At 39.1% G+C, this 19,168-nt stretch carries 30 protein-coding genes and 1 tRNA gene; 6 read left to right on the top strand and 25 right to left on the bottom strand.

Annotated features, from left to right (window positions below):
- Positions 1–129 precede the first annotated feature (129 nt).
- From H8S65_RS04825 to H8S65_RS04725, 21 genes are all read right to left on the bottom strand, one after another.
- Complete coding sequence (locus H8S65_RS04825; protein WP_186928878.1) at positions 130–333, bottom strand: hypothetical protein; 204 nt, start codon at positions 331–333, stop codon at positions 130–132.
- Positions 334–343: 10 nt separating this feature from the next.
- Positions 344–637, bottom strand: a complete 294-nt coding sequence (locus H8S65_RS04820) for a hypothetical protein (protein ID WP_186928885.1) — start codon at positions 635–637, stop codon at positions 344–346.
- Between the two features lie 140 nt (positions 638–777).
- Positions 778–1,038: a hypothetical protein gene (locus tag H8S65_RS04815; protein WP_186928877.1), complete on the bottom strand. Its 261-nt coding sequence runs from the start codon at positions 1,036–1,038 to the stop codon at positions 778–780.
- A gap of 20 nt (positions 1,039–1,058) precedes the next feature.
- The gene (locus tag H8S65_RS04810; protein ID WP_186928876.1) at positions 1,059–1,199 is read right to left on the bottom strand and encodes a hypothetical protein; all 141 of its coding nucleotides are present in this window, start codon (positions 1,197–1,199) and stop codon (positions 1,059–1,061) included.
- Between the two features lie 22 nt (positions 1,200–1,221).
- Positions 1,222–1,827 carry a nucleoside triphosphate pyrophosphohydrolase family protein gene (locus tag H8S65_RS04805; RefSeq protein ID WP_186928884.1) on the bottom strand — a complete coding sequence of 202 codons (606 nt, stop codon included), beginning with the start codon at positions 1,825–1,827 and terminating at the stop codon, positions 1,222–1,224.
- Positions 1,805–2,101 (bottom strand): hypothetical protein, encoded by a 297-nt coding sequence (locus H8S65_RS04800; protein WP_186928875.1) that lies wholly within the window; start codon positions 2,099–2,101, stop codon positions 1,805–1,807. Before H8S65_RS04800 ends, H8S65_RS04805 begins: the two co-directional genes overlap by 23 nt.
- 7 nt (positions 2,102–2,108) lie before the next feature.
- The gene (locus H8S65_RS04795) at positions 2,109–2,744 is read right to left on the bottom strand and encodes a hypothetical protein (RefSeq protein WP_186928874.1); all 636 of its coding nucleotides are present in this window, start codon (positions 2,742–2,744) and stop codon (positions 2,109–2,111) included.
- A 1-nt stretch (position 2,745) separates the two neighbouring features.
- Positions 2,746–3,135, bottom strand: coding sequence for a hypothetical protein (locus H8S65_RS04790; protein ID WP_186928873.1), 390 nt, complete (start codon positions 3,133–3,135; stop codon positions 2,746–2,748).
- A 112-nt stretch (positions 3,136–3,247) separates the two neighbouring features.
- On the bottom strand, positions 3,248–3,904 hold the full coding sequence (locus H8S65_RS04785; RefSeq protein ID WP_186928872.1) for a hypothetical protein: 657 nt from the start codon (positions 3,902–3,904) through the stop codon (positions 3,248–3,250).
- A 532-nt stretch (positions 3,905–4,436) separates the two neighbouring features.
- A complete protein-coding gene (locus H8S65_RS04780) occupies positions 4,437–5,381 on the bottom strand; it encodes a hypothetical protein (RefSeq protein WP_186928871.1) in 945 nt (314 codons plus the stop codon).
- A 252-nt stretch (positions 5,382–5,633) separates the two neighbouring features.
- Positions 5,634–6,128 carry a hypothetical protein gene (locus H8S65_RS04775; RefSeq protein WP_148477748.1) on the bottom strand — a complete coding sequence of 165 codons (495 nt, stop codon included), beginning with the start codon at positions 6,126–6,128 and terminating at the stop codon, positions 5,634–5,636.
- Between the two features lie 574 nt (positions 6,129–6,702).
- Positions 6,703–7,305 (bottom strand): DUF7666 domain-containing protein, encoded by a 603-nt coding sequence (locus H8S65_RS04770; protein WP_186928870.1) that lies wholly within the window; start codon positions 7,303–7,305, stop codon positions 6,703–6,705.
- Positions 7,306–7,596: 291 nt separating this feature from the next.
- The gene (locus H8S65_RS04765) at positions 7,597–8,529 is read right to left on the bottom strand and encodes a DUF1351 domain-containing protein (RefSeq protein ID WP_186928869.1); all 933 of its coding nucleotides are present in this window, start codon (positions 8,527–8,529) and stop codon (positions 7,597–7,599) included.
- 208 nt (positions 8,530–8,737) lie between these two features.
- Positions 8,738–9,211, bottom strand: coding sequence for a cupredoxin domain-containing protein (locus H8S65_RS04760; protein WP_186928868.1), 474 nt, complete (start codon positions 9,209–9,211; stop codon positions 8,738–8,740).
- A 3-nt stretch (positions 9,212–9,214) separates the two neighbouring features.
- A complete protein-coding gene (locus H8S65_RS04755) occupies positions 9,215–9,565 on the bottom strand; it encodes a hypothetical protein (protein ID WP_186928867.1) in 351 nt (116 codons plus the stop codon).
- Between the two features lies 1 nt (position 9,566).
- Positions 9,567–10,256: a lambda exonuclease family protein gene (locus H8S65_RS04750; protein ID WP_186928866.1), complete on the bottom strand. Its 690-nt coding sequence runs from the start codon at positions 10,254–10,256 to the stop codon at positions 9,567–9,569.
- Complete coding sequence (locus H8S65_RS04745; RefSeq protein WP_186928865.1) at positions 10,243–10,902, bottom strand: NUMOD4 domain-containing protein; 660 nt, start codon at positions 10,900–10,902, stop codon at positions 10,243–10,245. Before H8S65_RS04745 ends, H8S65_RS04750 begins: the two co-directional genes overlap by 14 nt.
- A complete protein-coding gene (gene bet, locus H8S65_RS04740; protein ID WP_186928864.1) occupies positions 10,902–11,657 on the bottom strand; it encodes a phage recombination protein Bet in 756 nt (251 codons plus the stop codon). Before bet ends, H8S65_RS04745 begins: the two co-directional genes overlap by 1 nt.
- A 594-nt stretch (positions 11,658–12,251) precedes the next feature.
- Positions 12,252–13,046, bottom strand: coding sequence for a HEAT repeat domain-containing protein (locus tag H8S65_RS04735; protein WP_186928863.1), 795 nt, complete (start codon positions 13,044–13,046; stop codon positions 12,252–12,254).
- Positions 13,047–13,092: 46 nt separating this feature from the next.
- Positions 13,093–13,353, bottom strand: coding sequence for a hypothetical protein (locus tag H8S65_RS04730; protein ID WP_186928862.1), 261 nt, complete (start codon positions 13,351–13,353; stop codon positions 13,093–13,095).
- 121 nt (positions 13,354–13,474) lie between these two features.
- A complete protein-coding gene (locus tag H8S65_RS04725; RefSeq protein ID WP_186928861.1) occupies positions 13,475–13,624 on the bottom strand; it encodes a hypothetical protein in 150 nt (49 codons plus the stop codon).
- Positions 13,625–13,952: 328 nt separating this feature from the next.
- Between H8S65_RS04725 and H8S65_RS04720 the strand changes: the two genes are divergently transcribed.
- Positions 13,953–14,327 (top strand): S8/S53 family peptidase, encoded by a 375-nt coding sequence (locus tag H8S65_RS04720; RefSeq protein ID WP_186928860.1) that lies wholly within the window; start codon positions 13,953–13,955, stop codon positions 14,325–14,327.
- Between the two features lie 490 nt (positions 14,328–14,817).
- Here the strand turns inward: H8S65_RS04720 and H8S65_RS04715 are convergent, their stop codons facing one another.
- Positions 14,818–15,027 (bottom strand): helix-turn-helix domain-containing protein, encoded by a 210-nt coding sequence (locus H8S65_RS04715; RefSeq protein WP_186928859.1) that lies wholly within the window; start codon positions 15,025–15,027, stop codon positions 14,818–14,820.
- Between the two features lie 6 nt (positions 15,028–15,033).
- A complete protein-coding gene (locus H8S65_RS21005; RefSeq protein ID WP_255489028.1) occupies positions 15,034–15,366 on the bottom strand; it encodes a hypothetical protein in 333 nt (110 codons plus the stop codon).
- A 53-nt stretch (positions 15,367–15,419) separates the two neighbouring features.
- Here H8S65_RS21005 and H8S65_RS04705 point away from each other — a divergent pair, with 53 nt between their 5' ends.
- The 3 genes from H8S65_RS04705 to H8S65_RS04695 all read left to right on the top strand — a co-directional run bounded on the left by H8S65_RS04705 (position 15,420) and on the right by H8S65_RS04695 (position 16,727).
- Positions 15,420–15,749, top strand: a complete 330-nt coding sequence (locus tag H8S65_RS04705) for a hypothetical protein (RefSeq protein ID WP_186928858.1) — start codon at positions 15,420–15,422, stop codon at positions 15,747–15,749.
- 285 nt (positions 15,750–16,034) lie between these two features.
- Positions 16,035–16,442: a helix-turn-helix transcriptional regulator gene (locus H8S65_RS04700; RefSeq protein WP_186928857.1), complete on the top strand. Its 408-nt coding sequence runs from the start codon at positions 16,035–16,037 to the stop codon at positions 16,440–16,442.
- Between the two features lie 69 nt (positions 16,443–16,511).
- Positions 16,512–16,727, top strand: coding sequence for a hypothetical protein (locus H8S65_RS04695; RefSeq protein ID WP_186928856.1), 216 nt, complete (start codon positions 16,512–16,514; stop codon positions 16,725–16,727).
- A gap of 37 nt (positions 16,728–16,764) precedes the next feature.
- On the opposite strand, the gene H8S65_RS04690 is transcribed toward H8S65_RS04695, so the two are convergent.
- Both H8S65_RS04690 and H8S65_RS04685 read right to left on the bottom strand, forming a co-directional pair.
- Entirely contained in the window at positions 16,765–17,997 is a 1,233-nt protein-coding gene (locus H8S65_RS04690) for a tyrosine-type recombinase/integrase (RefSeq protein WP_186928855.1), read from the bottom strand.
- A 141-nt stretch (positions 17,998–18,138) separates the two neighbouring features.
- A tRNA-Ala gene (locus H8S65_RS04685) sits at positions 18,139–18,212 on the bottom strand.
- An 83-nt stretch (positions 18,213–18,295) separates the two neighbouring features.
- On the opposite strand from H8S65_RS04685, the gene H8S65_RS04680 reads away from it, so the two are divergent.
- Together H8S65_RS04680 and ruvC are read left to right on the top strand one after the other, a co-directional pair.
- Positions 18,296–18,610 carry a DUF4286 family protein gene (locus H8S65_RS04680; RefSeq protein ID WP_186928854.1) on the top strand — a complete coding sequence of 105 codons (315 nt, stop codon included), beginning with the start codon at positions 18,296–18,298 and terminating at the stop codon, positions 18,608–18,610.
- Positions 18,607–19,164 carry a crossover junction endodeoxyribonuclease RuvC gene (gene ruvC / locus H8S65_RS04675; RefSeq protein ID WP_186928853.1) on the top strand — a complete coding sequence of 186 codons (558 nt, stop codon included), beginning with the start codon at positions 18,607–18,609 and terminating at the stop codon, positions 19,162–19,164. The genes H8S65_RS04680 and ruvC overlap by 4 nt, the downstream gene beginning before the upstream one ends.
- Positions 19,165–19,168 lie beyond the last annotated feature (4 nt).

Raw genomic sequence — 19,168 nt, 5'->3', positions numbered from 1 at the left:
ATGAATCTTATTCCATCTTTTTACTGGTTCACTCTTTGTCTTCCTTTCTTTCAATTGTTTGACATATTACAAATCTATCTTTTTTATCTTATCGAAATCCTATCTGCCAAAACTAAGGTTTCTTTTTAATTATGGATTAATCCTTCTTTCAAACTTATCACAGTGTGCGTACGCCTTCACGCAGAACGAACACACGTTATTATAATCACATGACCAGTTCCATAAACCGCCCTGATCTTCATATTCGCTTGCATACTTGCAATCTCCGCACTTTACCTGCACCTCTGTATATCCGAGGGCTTTCTTTGTTTCGTCAATTAATACCTGGCTCATTGTTTTTTAATTATGAATTGCGTGAATGGTCGTTTTCTCGAATAGGACGTATTTCAATCCCTGCTTTATATAGTTTTTCTTGAGCTTCATCGTACAACTTCACATACTCAATCTTTTGTCTCATCTTTTGATCTAATTTTTCTCTTAATTCTATGATTTCGCCAGAACGCGATTCATATCCTGCGGTTATACAATCGCTGATGATTGTTGTTAGATCAATGCCGTGAACTTCGAGACATTTGTTAATAAAGTCGTGATAATAGCGGAGAATCTTTCCTTTTGCTTCTTCTAATGCTTGTTTCATATCTTGTTAAATTGAATTTCTAATTGTTTCTTATTTGCCAGATACACCTTTTGGCTTAATCCGGAGCACCACCACTTTAAAGCGTCCTCCGCAGAGTCAAACTCTAAATACCTACCGTAGTATTAGGTGCTATCATATTATTATTTAAATGAGAGTTTTTCCAACTTTTCGATCTGCTTCTTCAACGAGGCAATCTTTTTCTGTCTCTTCTCTTCAGCATTCTTAATAGCATCTTCAAGGGATCTGAATGCTTCTTTCCCTATTATAAAAGAACCATAACTATTAGGCTCACGAGCATACTCTGTGCCTTTACCATCACTTGTAGAATAAGTGGTTATATTGGCTTCTATCTCTTTTATTCCACCTGTCAGTGCGTACTTTGTTATATATATTTTTTCCATGATTTACTTCTTTTTAGTTGTTAGCTAATTACTACATATCGTTTATCTTTTGTCTGCGAAGCGTCATCGACTTCCACCTGGTTCATATCGCCACAATCTAAAATCACTGTGGCGTTAGGATTGTATTCCTCCAAGATACTTATAAGTTCTTCTACTGTCATAACTCGTTATTTTAATTGAGGGTTAATACTTTTTTCCGTGCATCACCGGTCTTAATTCATTATATCTTTGTTTCTGTTCGATGTGCCAAAGAAGATCAATCCTCAATATATTAGCGTTCAAGAATGTTACCACTATGGATGATCTGACAACATCTTCAATACTTTCTCCGCTTGTTAAGAGAGAGCATAGGAAGAACATTCTTTCAGTGAAGCTCATCTCTTTAAGCTGGAATTCCCAACTGATAAATTCAGGGGTAATATTTAATTTATCGAATAGCGGTCCTTGTAATTCGGATAAATCAATCTTGCGAAGTCCCGCAAGATCAAGCAAACGTATGGTCACATCGGAAAGTTCCTCTTCAACACTTCCTTTAATATCGGCTCTGTAAACTTTCAGAAACCAATCGTCCCGAACAATGCCTTGATAGGCATTTTTTATGCAGGTCTCGAATCCAACCACATTGGCTCTACCATCTTGTCCTTGTCTATCTGCTTCTACCGCTTCCATCAGTTCGCTAATAACAAGGCAAATAAAATGTTCGTTACTCAATTCTTCATCATGGAAACCGTGCTCACAGGCGGTTTTATAGGCGCGGTCGCGCAATTCATTTAGATTCATGTTTTCTATTCTTTAATTTGTTATACTCATCCTCAATACATTTATTGATTTTAGCGGCTTCCTCGTACCGTTCCTCTTCAATCAACTTACTTTTCAGCCATTGAAGCTGATTCATATAAATAACATCATCACGGTCTGAAACCCTACGGGTATATTCCCTTATCTCATTCAGCTTGTCCTCCATGCGTCTATGCCATCTGCTTACCAGGATTAGGACAAATCCTAATGCAATGGCATTGAATAAAGAGATGGAGACTTTAATTATCAGTTCCACGGTTTCCATAATCATATTAATCAATCAGTTCAAATTCGTAAGCAAATACATAAGGGTTGGACTCCCACGTACCTTTGCCGGAGACTTTATCTATGAGGGCGGCAAAGGCTTCACGGGGAGAGGCATATAAACCAATATGCTTGCTACTACTTGCGCCGACAAAAGAGTACGCAATTCCACCGTTACCGTTCGCGGAATTAAGCTTGTAAATGCCCTCTTTCAAGCAATCCCCGTCGGAAATGTCTTGCAACCGTTTTATCTTGATGTTGGTAATGCGGATGTGGTGGGGCATAAGGTCAGCGCGGACAAACATCTTATTAAAAAATCCGCTTATCTTTAGCATTATAGGATAACCATCTTCGTCTAACCCGTAATCAGGCATATTACCACAATCACTATAACTTTGCGCAATGGCAACAACTTCTCCAACCTTGTATCTCGGAGATATGTAACAGCTATCAAGACGTTCATCTGCATCATACAGGACAACGTTTAGTTGGTCTCCTAAAACTATACCATATCTATAAAGACCAGCTATGTTTTCATCTCTGAATCTTGAAGGATATGTAATTACTCTTCTTGTCATAGTCTTTCGACCATCCAACACGGCTTGGGTTAAGCCATATTTATCTGAGAACGATATCTTCTTCATGTCAATCTCCTTTCTCTTTAATCCGTTTTAGTACATCCTTGTTGGCTTCGATTATCTCATCGAAAGAGGGGATGGACATCCACATATCACAAGTGTAATCACCATAATCTTCAAATTCAAAATCCGGCGATGTTGACACTTGTGGTTGACATCCTGGAATTGGATTGATGAATCCACTCACAATGGCTCCGTTTGATACCATTCTACAAAGAACAAGTTCGTTTTCTTTGGGTAACCGCTCCTCAACGCTTATCCACGGTGCTTGCTTTGCCTGCCATTCCGCACCGGCGATAAAACTATCAATACAATATTGCTGAATTTGCTCTGTATCTCTTTTCCATTTAAAACTATCATTATAGTCTTTTGCGGCTTCTTCTACTGTCTGTTTCATTTTAAATCTCCTTTCTTAATTTTATCAATCATCCTTTGATACTTAGCCGCTACATAATTGCAGTGTATCGCTAAGTTTCGGTCTCGCTCTTTTTCAAGACGCTTTATTTCTTCTATTCTCCAATCTCGCATGATTCAAAAGCTTTTTCAAATACTTCCGTTTTCAGCATATTATTTGCTATAGCTTGATAAGCGGTTGTAATTTCTGGTAATTCATTTAAATTCATATGTATCTCTTTGGGAGTAAGTACATCTGTAAGTTCTATAACAAGGTGTAATATCTTATCCATTGAGAGATATTCAAGGGGATTGCAAGCTAATGGAACGTACTTGCTTATGCTGGTAAAGAAATCTCGAATGGCAATCTTAGATGTCTGACATAGCATGTCTACTGTAAAACAAATAGAGATGGCTTTGTTCAAATCTCCATGGCATCCAGCATTATGTAATGCTTGGCTAACGGTAAATCCGTAACGATCTATATGAGGTTTGATATCATCCTCCATGCTCTGAGTAATGAGAGCCATAGCTTCCACATTTGCACCTGCCGTCAAGGATATTTGTTTGTTGTATGCAGCCATTTGACGATCCATTTTGTTGACCAGCATCTTGATCTTTTGACGATAAAATCCGCATCCCTTAATGTGATCGGAAAGCTGCATCTCGAAGTTATAGACCTGATCGTTTATAAACAGGACGATGTATGTCAAACTTGTAACAAGGCCGCCTGTGTCCTTGTCTATCTCGTCCCAACTGCTATACTTTTTCATGTGCCATAGAGTTTAATAATTCTACTTCTGTGCATCTTACCCATTTAGCATTTCCCGAAAAACACAGTTCGTGCGTGAGTCGATTAATGTCATACACTTCTCTGATTTTACCCTTGTATCTGATCTTGCTTCCGATACGGCATTGGGTGTTGAATACGTTTATTTTCATGATATCAAATCGGTTTTTTTGACTCTATAGCATTCTCCGTTCACCTCTCGTATTTCGAAATCCGAAAAAGAAACTTCTCCTTTTGACACCATTCTACAAACTTCGTTGTACGAATACAATTTTGCTTTTTTGTCGAATTTTATTATATCGGCAATGTTCAATTCCTTATAGTTAAAATTGTCTATCAAGCTATTGACAGCGTCGTATAACCGCTTTGACGTAAATTTGTTTGCTGCAATTCTTTCCGCCAATAGGTCAAAGAATCCATTGTTCATTTTAGGGAATGCCATCATTAACCTGCCTAATGATACTGCGATTTCATTTGGAGAAGCCTCTTTGCCGTTATACAGACTGATGAAATATTCATCGTTTTGCTTCTTCGTAAGATTGGCGGGCGATTCCAGAGGCGATACTTCTGTAGAACTCCTCCATGTCTCGATCTCCTGCGTTATTGTTTGTCCTATTTTTGTTGTCATAATTACCTGATATTACTTTCTCAAAATTCGTTGGTTTGATAAGCCAGTCGAAAGAAGCTCGCCAGCCGTTTTTGTTCTGCCCTTTAAGAAAATCACTGTTTAACGCCATTTGTATCATTTTGGCAAAGGTTTCTTTGCCGTATGTTTTGATACGGGCGTTGATCATTCCTTTTCGTTTGTCGGACAGAGGCATCCGTATACTACCAAATACTCCTTGCGTCTTCTCATTGAAGAATTTTACAAGTTCGGAGTAGTCGATATGTTCGGCGTGGGGCTGCGAAGTCCCACATACAGGAGATTCGTTAGAATCTTCTGTATTATTCTTTTCTTTCTTTTCTTTCTTTACTTTCTTATTATTGTTGCCCTCGCCTTGCCCTACTGATGTCCCTATGCTTGCCGTTAGCTTGCCCAGAGCATGTTCTAAGTCTCTTATTTTCTTTACTATATCTATGCCCTCGCCCTTGCCCTTTGGCTCGCCCTGATCATTATTAGGAGTGTTATAAACATCATATTTGCAAAGAGTTATAATATTCATCCCCTGTTTTGCGTCAGTGGTTATCATACCTTCTTTTTTGAGCATATCTAAGAAATTTCTAACTTTTTTTTCTGATTTCCATCCCCACCTCTTGGCGAGAAAACTAATAGATGCAGGATATTGCCCTCTTTCATATGTTATATCCCTACCTCCGATACGTTCAATTGTTACGGTTGCCTCAAATCGTGCTGACTGTATTAAGTCTATCCACGCTTCGCACTCCGAAAACGTCCGGGATGCTTTCCATATTCTGTGGGAAAATAACTTCCTAGATAGCATTATAAATCCATTATCCATATATTTATTCCTCTTCCCCTCCTTTAGACAGTATTGATGAAAGAAATTCGATTAGCCTATTTACAATTTCTTCATATTGATAACTTTTCATATTTACTTCTTGCTATTTCTTTTTGAACAATAAACATACCCTAATTGCGTTCCCTACCAAGTTTATTTTCTTCTCTTTGCAGGTAATGACCAGTTCGGAGAACGGTTTAGAGTGTATGCAATCACTACACCTTGCATGAGTAATTTCTTTCTTAGCCATATTTATAATTTTATTGGTAATCCCGCATAAACCCATGATAGGATGCAGGAATCCCTGGCATCCTGATTTAACCTCTTATCCAATCCTCCAACGATCTTAGATAGTTCTTCTTGAGTTATCTTCCCATCTTTACCCTTCCAGCATTTTCTAAGAGGTTTAATTTCGTCAACTTCCAGTCCTATGTGCCTTGCCATTTCAGCTATTTTATGAGCTACCTCATGGTTTCGACCAGTATTCTGACCTATCTTAGCAGCGGCGGCCGGAGTGGATCGTGTAGCGTGCCAGTTGCTTTCATTCATCCAGCCGGCTTCGACAACGATTATGATAGATTCTTTTTGACGATCAACAAAATCCTCTTTTATATACTTTAAGTAGTCAACAAGGAGAGGAAATGAAAGATTAGTCACGTTTAAACACCTTGATTTAACATGCAGCTCTGTAACTCCTGATTTGTCACAATCGGGATCTATTCCTATTACTCTGTCTCTCTTAATCATAATTATAATTGTCGTAATCATCCGGATCAAAATCCGGAATATCATATCCAAAATCCATAATTCCAATATCAATGTGGGGCGGATCGGAATCGAACCAATCTAATATACATCTACTACCTTTCGCCCCTAAACACCCTGCATATTCTCACGAACGGCAGGGGGTGAAAACCTAAATTATTAACCGCATGAAGTTCTACTTATGTTTACACCTTAGTATCTCCCGTCTCTTTATTATCGCTCTCCCCGTACATATTGTATCGGAGCCTAAAGAATGAATAAGGGTGGATTTTGCCATTCCAATATCATCTTCACTCAAATAATCAAATATGGCAGAAATACTACCAAAGAAATGATCTTGTTTTTTAAAGATCAAATGAACATGTATTACTCTCATAGTTCCATATTTTTCTTATTTGGAAATAAGTGATTCAATTTTCTTTAAATCCTTCTTAGTTAGTCGAACTGCATCAGCTACTCGACTACAGCCTTTATCTTCTACATGATCTACAATTTTTGATACATGTCGAAGGAAAGATTTTATCAGGTAGTCGGGGAGTTGATATTGTTTCATAAGCTATTCTGCTTCTACAGGTTTACTGTTTTTTAATTTATAAAATGTATCGGCTTTAATTGATATTCCGTCGACTTTAAACGTCTGTACATCTATAATAGGATAAGTATTCCCATCCCAATCACCTCTTTCTGTTAATACAATCCAACAGCCCATAGCTCCTTTGGCTTTACTATCATATCCTGTTACGATAGCTATACTGTCTTTCCCTTCTACGGTGGCGGCTGACCGATCGCCGGTGTTGGTGGCGGCTGACCGATCGCCGGTGTTGGTGGCCTTGTTGTTCCCCCAATCTACTTTGTCAAGTATAAATTTAACTCCAGCGGAAATAAGACCACTTAATCCGATTTCGGTATGTATGTGTAGTTTTGAGCAAGCGACTTTACTGTCACTATTGTCTGTATCTATTTTACCATCACCTTCAACATTACAATATCTACTATCGGAAGGGGGATAATAATCGAATACATTAAATGGATTTTCGCAAAAGTGAAAACCGCTTTCGCATGCTTTAATTGTCCCTTTTTCTTCAAATGTTTCACCGACTTTATATTGAAAGTTTCTACATTGTAGGTTTTTGTCAAACCCTTTATAACCTTTGATCATATTTTTCTTTTATTATTTCAGTAATTAACTTTTTGCAATTAAAAAGACTATTCATGTCTCCATTCTTTAGGAGCTGAATAGCCTTTTCTGTTTTGTTACTCCATTATACTCTGATACCATCTCCTCATATCCGGGATCACCAAAGTAGGGTAGATAGCATCCTAACTCTGATTGCGCCCACATTTTCATCTTGTCCATAAATGAAGATAACTCGGAAGTGCTCATTTCGGATGTTTTGTAATCGACTTGTTGAATATTTTGTATGTCGGTCTTGCATAGTTGCATAGCTGTTCATGGAATTTCAATCTTATCGAAATCAATTCCTCTCTCATTCATGAAGTCACCGAGGGCAATAATATTCTCACGTGTGGTAGTAACCTTGAAAGCACGGGTGAGAAGCTCCGGCTGCACTGATACAGGCTGTTCTTTGGGTTGTTCCATGAAAGCCGGTTGTTCGTTTATCATTTGGTTTGCTCTGTCAAATGGATTGGCAGGGCGTGATTCCAGCTTTTCAGCTTCGGCTATTCTACGTGTTTCTTCCTCCTGCTTGCGATTCTGTTCTGCTTTAATGCGTGCTTCTTCGGCAGCTTTTGCACGTTCGCGCTGTTCTTTCAAGCGATTGGCATACTGAATAGTATTATTGATATTCAGTGTATCCATATAGTAGGTACGGAGAACATCAAAGTCCTCACCAAAGCCTTTCAGCGTAGAAAGCTCGTTCTCAACTTTAGTAAATATGGCATCAATATCATTGCAGACGGATTTCATGCTTGCTGACTTGTTGAGCCATTCGAGACGGAATACCTTGTTGAAATCAACAAGGTTCACGTTCATTCCATCGAAATAGGTTTTAATGGTAGATTTTTTCTTGTCTTTATACTGCTGCTCATTCAGTTTAACCACAGTATCAATCTTAGCGGAGCAGTCGCCAATCAGCTTTACAGTTTCTGTAATAATCTCCTTGAACTCTCCGAAGGGTTTCATGAACTCTTTTTCGATTTCAAGACGTTTGGCATTAAGTGCTTTTGCAGCCTTGTTGAGAGCTGCCTTGTCTTTCTTTGCTTGGTCAATGTTATCATCCGTGTAGTTGGATATATCGTACTTAGGCAGGTTTGCCATTACAATGTCTCTGATTTGCTTTGCGTTGGTAGTAAGACTACCTAACGTCTTTTCACTAACGACCAATTCGAGGTCGGTTTCTTGGATTGCTAATTGGGTGTTCATCGCTCTATCGTTTTTAAGTTTCTATTTCTAAAAGCATCATGCTGTTCTTTAGTTTTAAGCCATTGAAGGCATCTTTTATTTTCAGGGACAGTCAATTGAGCAACAAATCCAAGCATTTCGTCAAATGATAGCTGTTCTGTGCTTTTATCATCGACATGGACATCAAAACATCCATTATCTAACTGTTTGATTATAATATCCGGCTTAATTATTCTACGCGCTTTAAGTTTCTACTATATTTATCCGCTACACGTTCTATCACCTCTGCATTATCTACAGAAAGCCATTCTTTGGCGACATTCCAAGCTATACTTTTAGATGCTTTGAAATTATCAATGCGTGTTGAATGGTGTGATAAACGTCCTTCAGTAGGTTTCAATCCTTTGTCGTGAAGTTCACATAAGCCATTGTGGAAAAACACACAGTATTCGTCACCAGCGATGGCTTGAATCATAGGGATTGGAACATCAATGACTCCCATTATCATGCCAGCACCCCATAAGGTCGGAGCTAACTTATCGGCATATCCGGTATCTATAAGGTTCTCTATATCTTGCGGAGTACCAAGACATGGAGTGTGGCACTGCATCTTACATAACGAGCATTTGCATTCGCATGGCTTTCTTCCGGTCTTACGGATAATGCGGTTAAGCTGTGTTTCTTTTATTAATAGTTCTCCCATTATTTAAAGCTTTATAAGTTCTTCTAATATTTTCTTTACCATATCGTAATATGAAAGTTGCCAGTCTTTGGCAATATCATCAATGCTATCATCATAGTGGCTATCATAGACATACTGCTTTATATACTCAAGAAATGATTCATCATCAAGTCCATCATCATCACAACCGTCATACATATTGAGCTTGTGCGCTATGATACTACATTCCTCATGCGTTATCCAATCATAAATTTGTCCATCATATACATTTGTTTGACGGTTGTATTTTTGACCAACTTTTATCGTTCCGCCACAGAACATACATTTATGCTCTTTACGGGCAACAGGATGAATATCTCTTAAAATTTGTACCATATCATTCTGCATCAATTAATTCATCAATAATATCGTTGGCAACACGGATACGCTTCTCCATCTCAGCAAATACTTTTTCATCGGGTAGAATGCGGACGATGTGGATATTGTGTTTCAGAAAAGGATTAAAACATACAAAATCAGTCCATTGTGCTTCACAACATGCCATGTGAGAAAGGCACTGATAGTAATAATCTGAATTTACAGTAAGTAAATCTGTACCTTTAGTGATTTCCGTACGATATTTATAATAAGTATCGATATTGGGTACTTTTATCTCCAAGCATCCTTTTTCTCCTGTGTTCTCGTCATAAAAATAGCCATCAGGACTACTTGCAAAGTTTGGTATAGTAGGGTGTTTGCACGACCCTACTTCCACAATGCGCCTTCCTGTTGTTTTCTCATACAAATCTCTGGCTTTCCACTCCCATTCAGTGCCAAAGTCCATTGCTTTAGAGGAAAAAGAATATTGATTCTTGTACATACCCCATATATCATCATCATTCTTAACATCATCAACCAAATCTCGCTCCGCTGCCTTTTTATAGATATAACTACGGGCGGTGTCCCCAAATAGCTCTCCATTTTTACGGGATGATTTCATGAGTTTGCCTATTTCAGAACCGGTCAAAACCCCTAACCGCAATTTTAGCCATTCATCACTCCGCTGTATAGCATTATTTATTTCCATATTTATACCTCCATTTATAACCACCACTTGTCTTAGTACGTCCATTACATGCATTAATTATAGCCATGCTTGTGACTCCAGCAAAAGAACACGCATTCAGTATGGAATCAAATGACATAATAAGGCAACCATTTAAATCAAGCATTTCAACTGGTCTATTTTTCGAGGCAGCTATTTTAATTCTTGATTGATATGAAAGTCTATGCCCTTTTGATTTTTCTCCAATTTTCTTTTTTGTCTGTTCTGAATGTCTTTTGCCTAATTGACTTTCACGTTGTCTTTGCACGAATATTGGATTGGAATTATTCTCATGCCGTGTAACCCAACGCAAATTGGAAACACGGTTATCGTGCCTATTTGCATTCACATGATCTATCTCAGGTTTATTTCTCGGATTAGGAATAAATGCGATAGCAACAAGTCTATGAACTTTTACTTTTCGGCTTTTACCATTGATAGATAATGTTACAAACAAATATCCATGTGTATCATTACATGCCGTCAACATAGTTCCATTGTATGAAACTTTCTTTCCATCCTTATGTAGTGTTGTTCTATCTTTTGAACAAACTTTTCCAAAGTTAGATACTTGATAATAATCTTCATACCCAACTACATCTTTCCATATCTCCTGCTGGGCTTCCATTACAATAAAGTCTTTTGTTGCGGTTGCTTGCTTGCATTAGCCTGTGGTTGCTCTTTAGGGGCAGCAACTTTCGGTTCTTCAACTCCTGCAGCTTTAGCAGCCAAATCGGCCAGCCTGTCCTTTGGCTTGATTTCTTCATATTCAACATCCTGAACTGTAGCAGATTCTTCTTGTGTGTACATTGTTCCAAGTTGAGCAGGAAACGCTTCACGTAAAGCCTGAACTTTGGCAATCTTGGAAATCATAGTAGACTTCTTTTCGTTCCAGATTGATTGCTTCTTGTCATACTCAGAAAGATTAACCTTAGCTACAATTGGGAATTTTCTATCAGAACGGTAAACCTCACACCATCCACCTACGAGGGTATCTGTCTTTTCATTAAAGAAGCACCCTTCTACTTCGACTATCTGATTATCTCTAATAAGGATTATTCCAGCTTTAAAGCCTTCATATTGCTCATTAGCATCAGCACGTTTGAAAAATGCTTCTTTGCTGACGATCATTTGCGCAGGCTGTTGCCCGAATTTAACAAGATAGGCTTCGTTAAGAAACGGATTGAGTTGGTTGAATTTACATATGCTTATAAATTGTACAATGTCTTGGTCAGACACTTGACCGTTACCTTTAGTAAGATAGTTACGCACAATATCAAATGATAATGCAACATCATTACCAGCCACCTGATAGATAGTTTTACCTTTACCGAATATGGCTAATGCCTCTGATTCTTGATTTACTTGATTCTTTTCTTCCATTGCTCTATATTTTAAAGTTGATCATTTTTGTAAGTATCATACACGATACCGATGGCAGACAAGATGTTTTCCAGTCTTTTGCATCACTCTTGATATCGGTTGTGCGATAGGAGTTATTAGTTTGATATGGAATATATTAAAGTCTTTTTTTTGAAATAGCAGACATGATATTGATAATAATGTCTATTGTCTTCATGTTATTCAGTTTTAATTTGTGGACGCCAGGGAATCGAACCCCTTTCTTTCCCGTTCAGGAACGCTCTACCATTGAGCCATGCGCCCGGTTGCCGGTCTTTCCCGGCTGTCTGTTTAACTTATAAAATGTTTTTGGGTCTTTCCTGCCTCTCGGCGGTAATTGCTCCCGGATAGCCGACCAAAGCACACCGGGATGTTAACGTAATAAATAAAAACAAATAACCGGTCTCTCACCGGACGCTGCCCTTTAACAGCGGAATTGATTAAACATTGATTATTAATACTCATCCTACCGTGCTCCTGCCTACCGGACCCTTGCAAATGTCAAGGTCTACCACTTACAAGATTTGCGGTTGCCGGTCTGAGGCAAGGTTTGCACCTCGGATGTTCTGTTTTTATCTACCGACCAAATATTTCTTTGAATTTGTTGTCTAAAGCATTAAGTATTCTAACTCTTATTGCCGGATCACAATTTAAATTATCAATCGAATAGATCCTTACAAGAAGTTGTTCTCTTGAACCGCAGAAACATCCACAAGTATAAAATGGTGCGATTTTGGGGTATTTATGTTTATACCACATATGATTAGTGCCTTTTACCGCTACATAGTTTTTAGTAACTATGAAATCGTAGATTGTTTCTTTATATCCCGGCGTGTTAGGATTGCCGGCGGTGCTACAGCGGACATCACAGTCGCTATCCTTAGCCAGTTCAGTTAACACCTCTACCGGCGTGTTAGGGTTGCCGGCGGTGCTACGGCGGACATCACAGTTGCTATCCTTAGCCAGTTCAGTTAACACCTCTACCGGCGTGTTAGGGTTGCCGGCGGTGCTACGGCGGACATCACAGTCGCTATCCTTAGCCAGTTCAGTTAACACCTCTACCGGCGTGTTAGGGTTGCCGGCGGTGCTATAGCGGACATCACAGTCGCTATCCTTAGCCAGTTCAGTTAACACCTCTACCGGCGTGTTAGGGTTGCCGGCGGTGCTATAGCGGACATCACAGTCGCTATCCTTAGCCAGTTCAGTTAACACCTCTACCGGCGTGTTAGGGTTGCCGGCGGTGCTATAGCGGACATCACAGTCGCTATCCTTAGCCAGTTCAGTTAACACCTCTACCGGCGTGTTAGGGTTGCCGGCGGTGCTATAGCGGACATCACAGTCGCTATTTAAAATTTCGTTCTTATTCATCATATTTATTTTCATTGATAATTTCAATAATTAATTCTTTGCATTTGCTTCAATATGTAATTAATGATCCATCTTCTCTTTTTGAAGGATGGAGTTGTGTAAGACTCCCGTAATCATCGTATTGCATCCCCCATGCCATTATTCCGTTGGCGTGGTACTTAGCGTTTAATCCAACACGCACCCATATAACTCCATTGTCTGATACCCTGCAATTAGGGTATTTGCCTGTTTTGTATTCAGCCTCGGAAATCGTTTTTATTGTTTCAATATATGCCAAATTTCCGTTGGCATGGTATTTTTTATTTTTCATTTTTATTACCAGTTAAATGTTGATGCCTCCCATTCCCTCTGATATACATCTTCGGAATATTCCGTTTCTTCAAATCCGTCAAAGTCTTGCTCCCCTTCCGGATCTATAATGTAGATATCCCTTACCATCGCTTTTCCTTGAAGAAAACCCACGTGAGATAAGCAGACATCGATCCCATTACAAAATGAATGGGATTAAAGAATGCGCCAATGAATAGCGCAATAGTAATCAGCAATGAAGCTGAAAACATAAATAATTGAATTGCTTTCATATATCGTTGATTTTTGAATTTCAGATAAAGCCGGAGCGGTCTTCGCAGATGACTCCGGTAATTTGTATATAATTCGTGATAATAAAAAAACTCGCTATATCTTCACAGACGAGAGAGACATAAAACCAATAAAAAACCAATTACAAAAAATACAAAGTGGAGGATGCTGTATTGAACAGCATAACGAATATGAAAACGGCTACAGACATATTCGTTACCACCTGCGAACCTCCGTTTATGATCCCTCCGGCTAATTCGATCAGCAGCTTCACGCTTTTTCGGAGGGTTTTCTTAACTTTACGGTGCTAAACATAAATATTAAGAATATATGGAATTAAAAGATTTTATCAAAGGGGTAATTTTTGATATAACCAATGCTGTCAAGGAGTGTCAACAAGAACTGAATAATGGTGCTATAATTGCTCCTACAGGTAATTGGAATAATAAAAATCATATACAATCAAAAGAACTAAGTGCATTAACTGTTTCAGATATTGATTTTGAGGTATCAGTTTCAGTAGGTTCATCTAATGAGATAGCAGGAAAGATCACTGTCCTGTCTGCTATTGTAGCAGGAAGTATAGGCAGTGGAAATACAACCAAAGACGAAAATGTTTCGAAGGTTAGATTCTCTATTCCAGTTGTCCTTCCTCCTTATCCTGTTCAAAATGCGAAATTTGGTGTGAATTTGAAGCCTGTTTAAGAAAGTCAATGATATTGTCCAGGTCATAAGCAGCTCTCTCAAAAGGGTAATTTTCATTACTCCTCTTTAGAAAACCAAAGTATATTCGGAAGAATAATCTTCTAATATACCATTGTCTTATTTTTAATTTGATTACTTTGAAAATGTTCATGTTTTAATACAATTAGTTACTTGTGCCCGGTAACCGATTCGATCGGCTGCATCGCGCATCATACCGGGAATATGTTAAAGCGATATTCGATAGACTGTTTAACACCGATCCGGGACAAGTCAACCGGATTTCACAGACACGACGTGATATCCAATATCGCCAACCTTATTACCATCATTAATAAGGTAGATTGTTATCCTGTCGTTTCAACTCCCTTTCGGCGAGTACTAAGGTGGAAATAAGTAAAAGAACTCTTTTTTGGCGGGCATCCGGGACTCGAACCCGGTCAGGAACGCTTTCCTTCACCAGCCGAACGCTTTCGGCTTATACCCTGAATCGTTAAACGACTTTGTGCCTATTCAAGAACCGGTTTATGCTTTTCACCTCGTAGAAAAACGTTTTTCCGTATTTCGAGAACGAGATCTCCGCTTTCTCTCGGAGCGTCCTCATAAACCTCTTAGAGCAACCGAGGTACTTGATCGCCTCGTCTTCGCTCATGACGAGTTTCTCGACAGACTCTACCTTGCTTATTGTTAGTCCTCGTGCCATACTCTTTCATTTTAATCTGGTTACCGCTATGCTGTCTATTCGGCCTGCTACAGATGTTTTGAATTTATAGCCTTTCTTGTTTAGGCGAGTTGCCGAATAGACCACGCTTCGGTCTGTAATATCCTTGCGTTCTATTACAATTGTTTCGCCTACAGGGATACTTAGCAGTGTATCCTTGATGCAAACTCTCGTTTTAATAGGTGTTTTTGTCATATTTTTATTATATTTGTCCGTTGCTCTGTTTTGTTGACTTTCGCAACATGTTTGTTTAATTTGATGATGCAAATATAGTGATATTTTTATCACCTGATTGTTTTTTAATGATAAAATTATCACCATTATCGTATGTTTAATAACATGTTTTTTGCAAGTGTTTTATATATAGATATTTAATGAATGGAGTTGATAAGTTGGATTCTGTGTTATCCGCTATTGTTGGAGGCAAAAGGTCTGCTGATGATATAATGATAGCATGCGGTATAGCTGAAAAGGAGTTTAAAGTTATAAGGGTGGATCTTATAAAAGATGGATATGCTTATAATGATAACAGCTATGGCTATTTGGGAATTAGCCCTACCCCTAAAGGGGAGACGTTTATAAAGAATGGAGGTTATGTATCTGAGAACAAACGGAAGATATGGGATAGGATAGCTGCATATATCGGTTGTATCGCCGGTGTCATTAGCTTGATATGGAATATATTAAGGTCTTTTTTTGAATAGATCTTTAATATAAAAATTAAATATCCTGACATTCCACCATACAGCATCCAACAGGTCGAATGCCTTTTCGAAAAAAGGTATCTTTTTACCTGTTCTTTCGGAATAGCCTACATATATATGTATAGATGAGCATAGTATCAATACTATAGAGCATGTAATATTAATGATAATATCTATGGCTTTCATGATGTTTATCCGGCATGCAGGCCGGGCTTTAATTAATAATCGTATCACCTGCATGTGATACAGTACAAATGTAGTGATAATTTTATAACTGTTGTGTGTATGAATGATATTACTAAAAGATTTTTACAATCAGTAGACCAATTAGGGCTATCTGATTATAAGGTATCAAAATCGGTCGATTCTATCAAGAAGGAAAATATGTCGAAAATAAGAAACGGTTTGATAGATGTATCAGTAAAAGTTGTTGCTCCATTTTGTGAGTTTTATGGAGTTGACGCAAATTGGCTTCTTACCGGGAAAGGAAAAATGTTTCTTGCGTCAGACAGCGTTGAGGACGCTTTGAACAATGAAGATTTGGCTAAGCATGCATCTTCCATTCCTGTTGATCCGGAAATGGTCAATTTTTATGAGGATATCATAAAGAGAAAGGATGAGGAGATATTGAAGCTTCAAGGCGAAGTCTATAGATTGATGATGGAGATAAAGAAAGTATCAAAAGGTGCTTAAAAACATACCTTTTAAAGGAACTAAGTTATTTTATGCGCTGTTTTTATAATATATTAAAAATTTGGGCGTATGAGTGTTATTTATGATTTAGTTATTAAGGTTGAGGCTTTGGCGAAAACCGTACTTACGTGTGTCCGGGAGTGTACAAGGAACCGTAATGAAATTGAAGAATTGAAAAGATCCCTGGCCTTGCTCAATGGAGAAAAGGGAATCAAGGTTAGTTTTGGAGAACCAAAATGCTTAATGGATAAAAAGTTAAATAAAGTTAACGGGGGGGGGGGGTGAAACCTAAATAAAATACCTCTCTATAAGAGAGGCTAAACTACATATCCTTTTCCCCTTTTATTCCCAATAGATGATCTATCACCTTCCTGTTAGCCTCGTCTATCTTTTTATGGTTGAACTTTATATACACGTTCGTTATCTTGTAGCCGGCCTTGTGTCCTAAAGCCATGGATATGGTCTCTACCGGTATGTCCAGATCGGCGGCTATAGTAGCCCACGTATGCCTGCTCCAATAAGATGATATCTCCGGGAACTCCGGCTCGCGTGTCTTTTTTCCTCCAAGTCCCTTGCGTTCTACCTTTCCTATGAGTTTTAATTGGTTGTTCATTTGTTTCAGTATATCCTTGTATGTCTTGTTCCCGTCCATGAAAGACAGCAGGTATTCCTCTCCCTTGTACCTCTCTATGATCTCCATGGCCTCCGGCTCTACCTTTATCGAATAGTATTTGTTGGTCTTCATCCTATGGTATTCTATCCGACCATTATACAGGTTCTCATGCTTTAGCGTAAGGAGATCCCCGGCGTTGATGCCGATCAGATAAAACATCAGCATAAACAAATCACGGTATTTCTTTTGGTGCTCCTCGCATTCGTAATTCATCAGCTTGCGAAGCTGGTCAATATTCATGCTCCTTTTATAGGTCTCTTCCTGCTTTATCTTGAATTTACGGAAAGGATATAGCGTCGTGTAGTCATTATCTATGGCGTAATTGAATACAGATCGGATATTCCTGAAGTTGAACGCGCGGTAATTGACGCTCAAACCCCTTGACGCCATCCATTTATCGAACGACATCAGCCAATTCTTATCCATGGTATCAAACGTGCAATTGGGATCGTATGCCTCTATATTGTATCTTGTGGTTATGTACGTTCTTATCGTGCCGGCGTTGGTCTTGGTCTCCAAGAACTCGTTCAAAAAGTCGGCAAACCTCTTTTTTTTCTCTTTTAAGGAGTCGGAGACTTTCCCGAAAAGCTTGTCTTGTAGATGTGATTTCAATTCCTTGTCCGTCATGTCTTCAAGCTTGCCGGACGCTGACATGCTGATCATCTCCATTTCCACCATTGATAGCATCGATTTCAATTTCGCGTTTTTCACCTTGTAGTTATCGTGGCGTTTAGATAATAGCCCATTCGCAAACTCAGACTCCTCGCATGAGTACCCCGTGGCTATAAGTATTTCCCGATTATGCCTAAGGTATATCTTGATAGGGTACGTACCGTCCTTTTTCTTGCTTCGCTTGTCCAGTATAATCTTTTCGTTAGCCATATCGTTTTATTTTTTGCGTTATTATTTGCGTCAAATTTGCGTCACCAAATGTAATAAAACGCCGTAAAACGCCAAAATAAAACGGTTTTTATCAATAAAAAAAGCGGCTACTTTTCCAGTAACCGCTTGATTTATAAGGTGTGGAGCATATCGGACTCGAACCGATCACCTTCAGACTGCCAGTCTGACGCTCTAGCCAGATGAGCTAATGCCCCGTGCGACTTATTTTCAGGTGCAAATATAGGGCTTTTCCTGATATAACCACTATCTTTGCCATAGAATTTTTATAGAAAATAAGATGATTGTTTATAATACAACGTTCCATATAGAAAAAGATATTTTGGATGAAAGCTTGGATTATCTGAAAAAACAGTATATCCCGAAAGCCGTGGAGAGCGGTTTTTTGCAGCGGCCATGCCTGCGACGCGTGATGCAGGCAGAGGCGGGAGAGGGCGTCAGTTTCTCCGTCCAGTTTCATGTTAAGAATGTAGATACGTTGAATTTCTGGTTGCAGAACGAAGGAAATAACCTTCACCGGGCACTGGTTGCCCGTTTCGGTCATAAGATTGCCGGCTTTAGCACTTTACTGGAAGAGATAGACTGGGAAAAATGACGAAAGACCGTGTCATATTGGGCATTGACCCCGGAACGATCGTGATGGGTTACGGAGTGCTGAAGATTGAAGGAAATAAACCTAAACTGGAAGCTATGGGCGTACTCCAATTGAATAAATACGAGGATCATTATTTGCGGCTCCGCAAGATTTTTGAGCGTGTCTTAGGGCTTATCGACCAGTATCATCCTGACGAACTGGCCATTGAAGCCCCGTTTTTCGGGAAGAACGTGCAGAGTATGTTGAAGCTCGGCCGTGCACAAGGAGTCGCTATGGCTGCCGCGCTCGAACGGGATATCCCGATTTTTGAATACGCCCCGCTAAAGATCAAGATGTCCATTACCGGGAATGGGAATGCGGCAAAAGAACAAGTGGCCGGGATGCTACAGCGTTACCTGCATATTCCGGAAGCATCCATGCTGCCGCAATTGGATGCGACAGACGGATTGGCGGCTGCCGTTTGCCATTATTTCCAGACGAATAATCCGATACAGGAAAAGAAATATACGGGTTGGAAGGACTTTATTGCGAAGAATCCGGGCAAAGTCCGCTAACTGC

Origin of the sequence: Parabacteroides hominis, from assembly GCF_014287585.1 — a bacterium.
In the GTDB taxonomy this organism is placed as follows: domain Bacteria; phylum Bacteroidota; class Bacteroidia; order Bacteroidales; family Tannerellaceae; genus Parabacteroides; species Parabacteroides hominis.
Note: the sequence above shows the minus strand (reverse complement) of the source record. Positions and strands in the feature narration are given on the sequence as shown.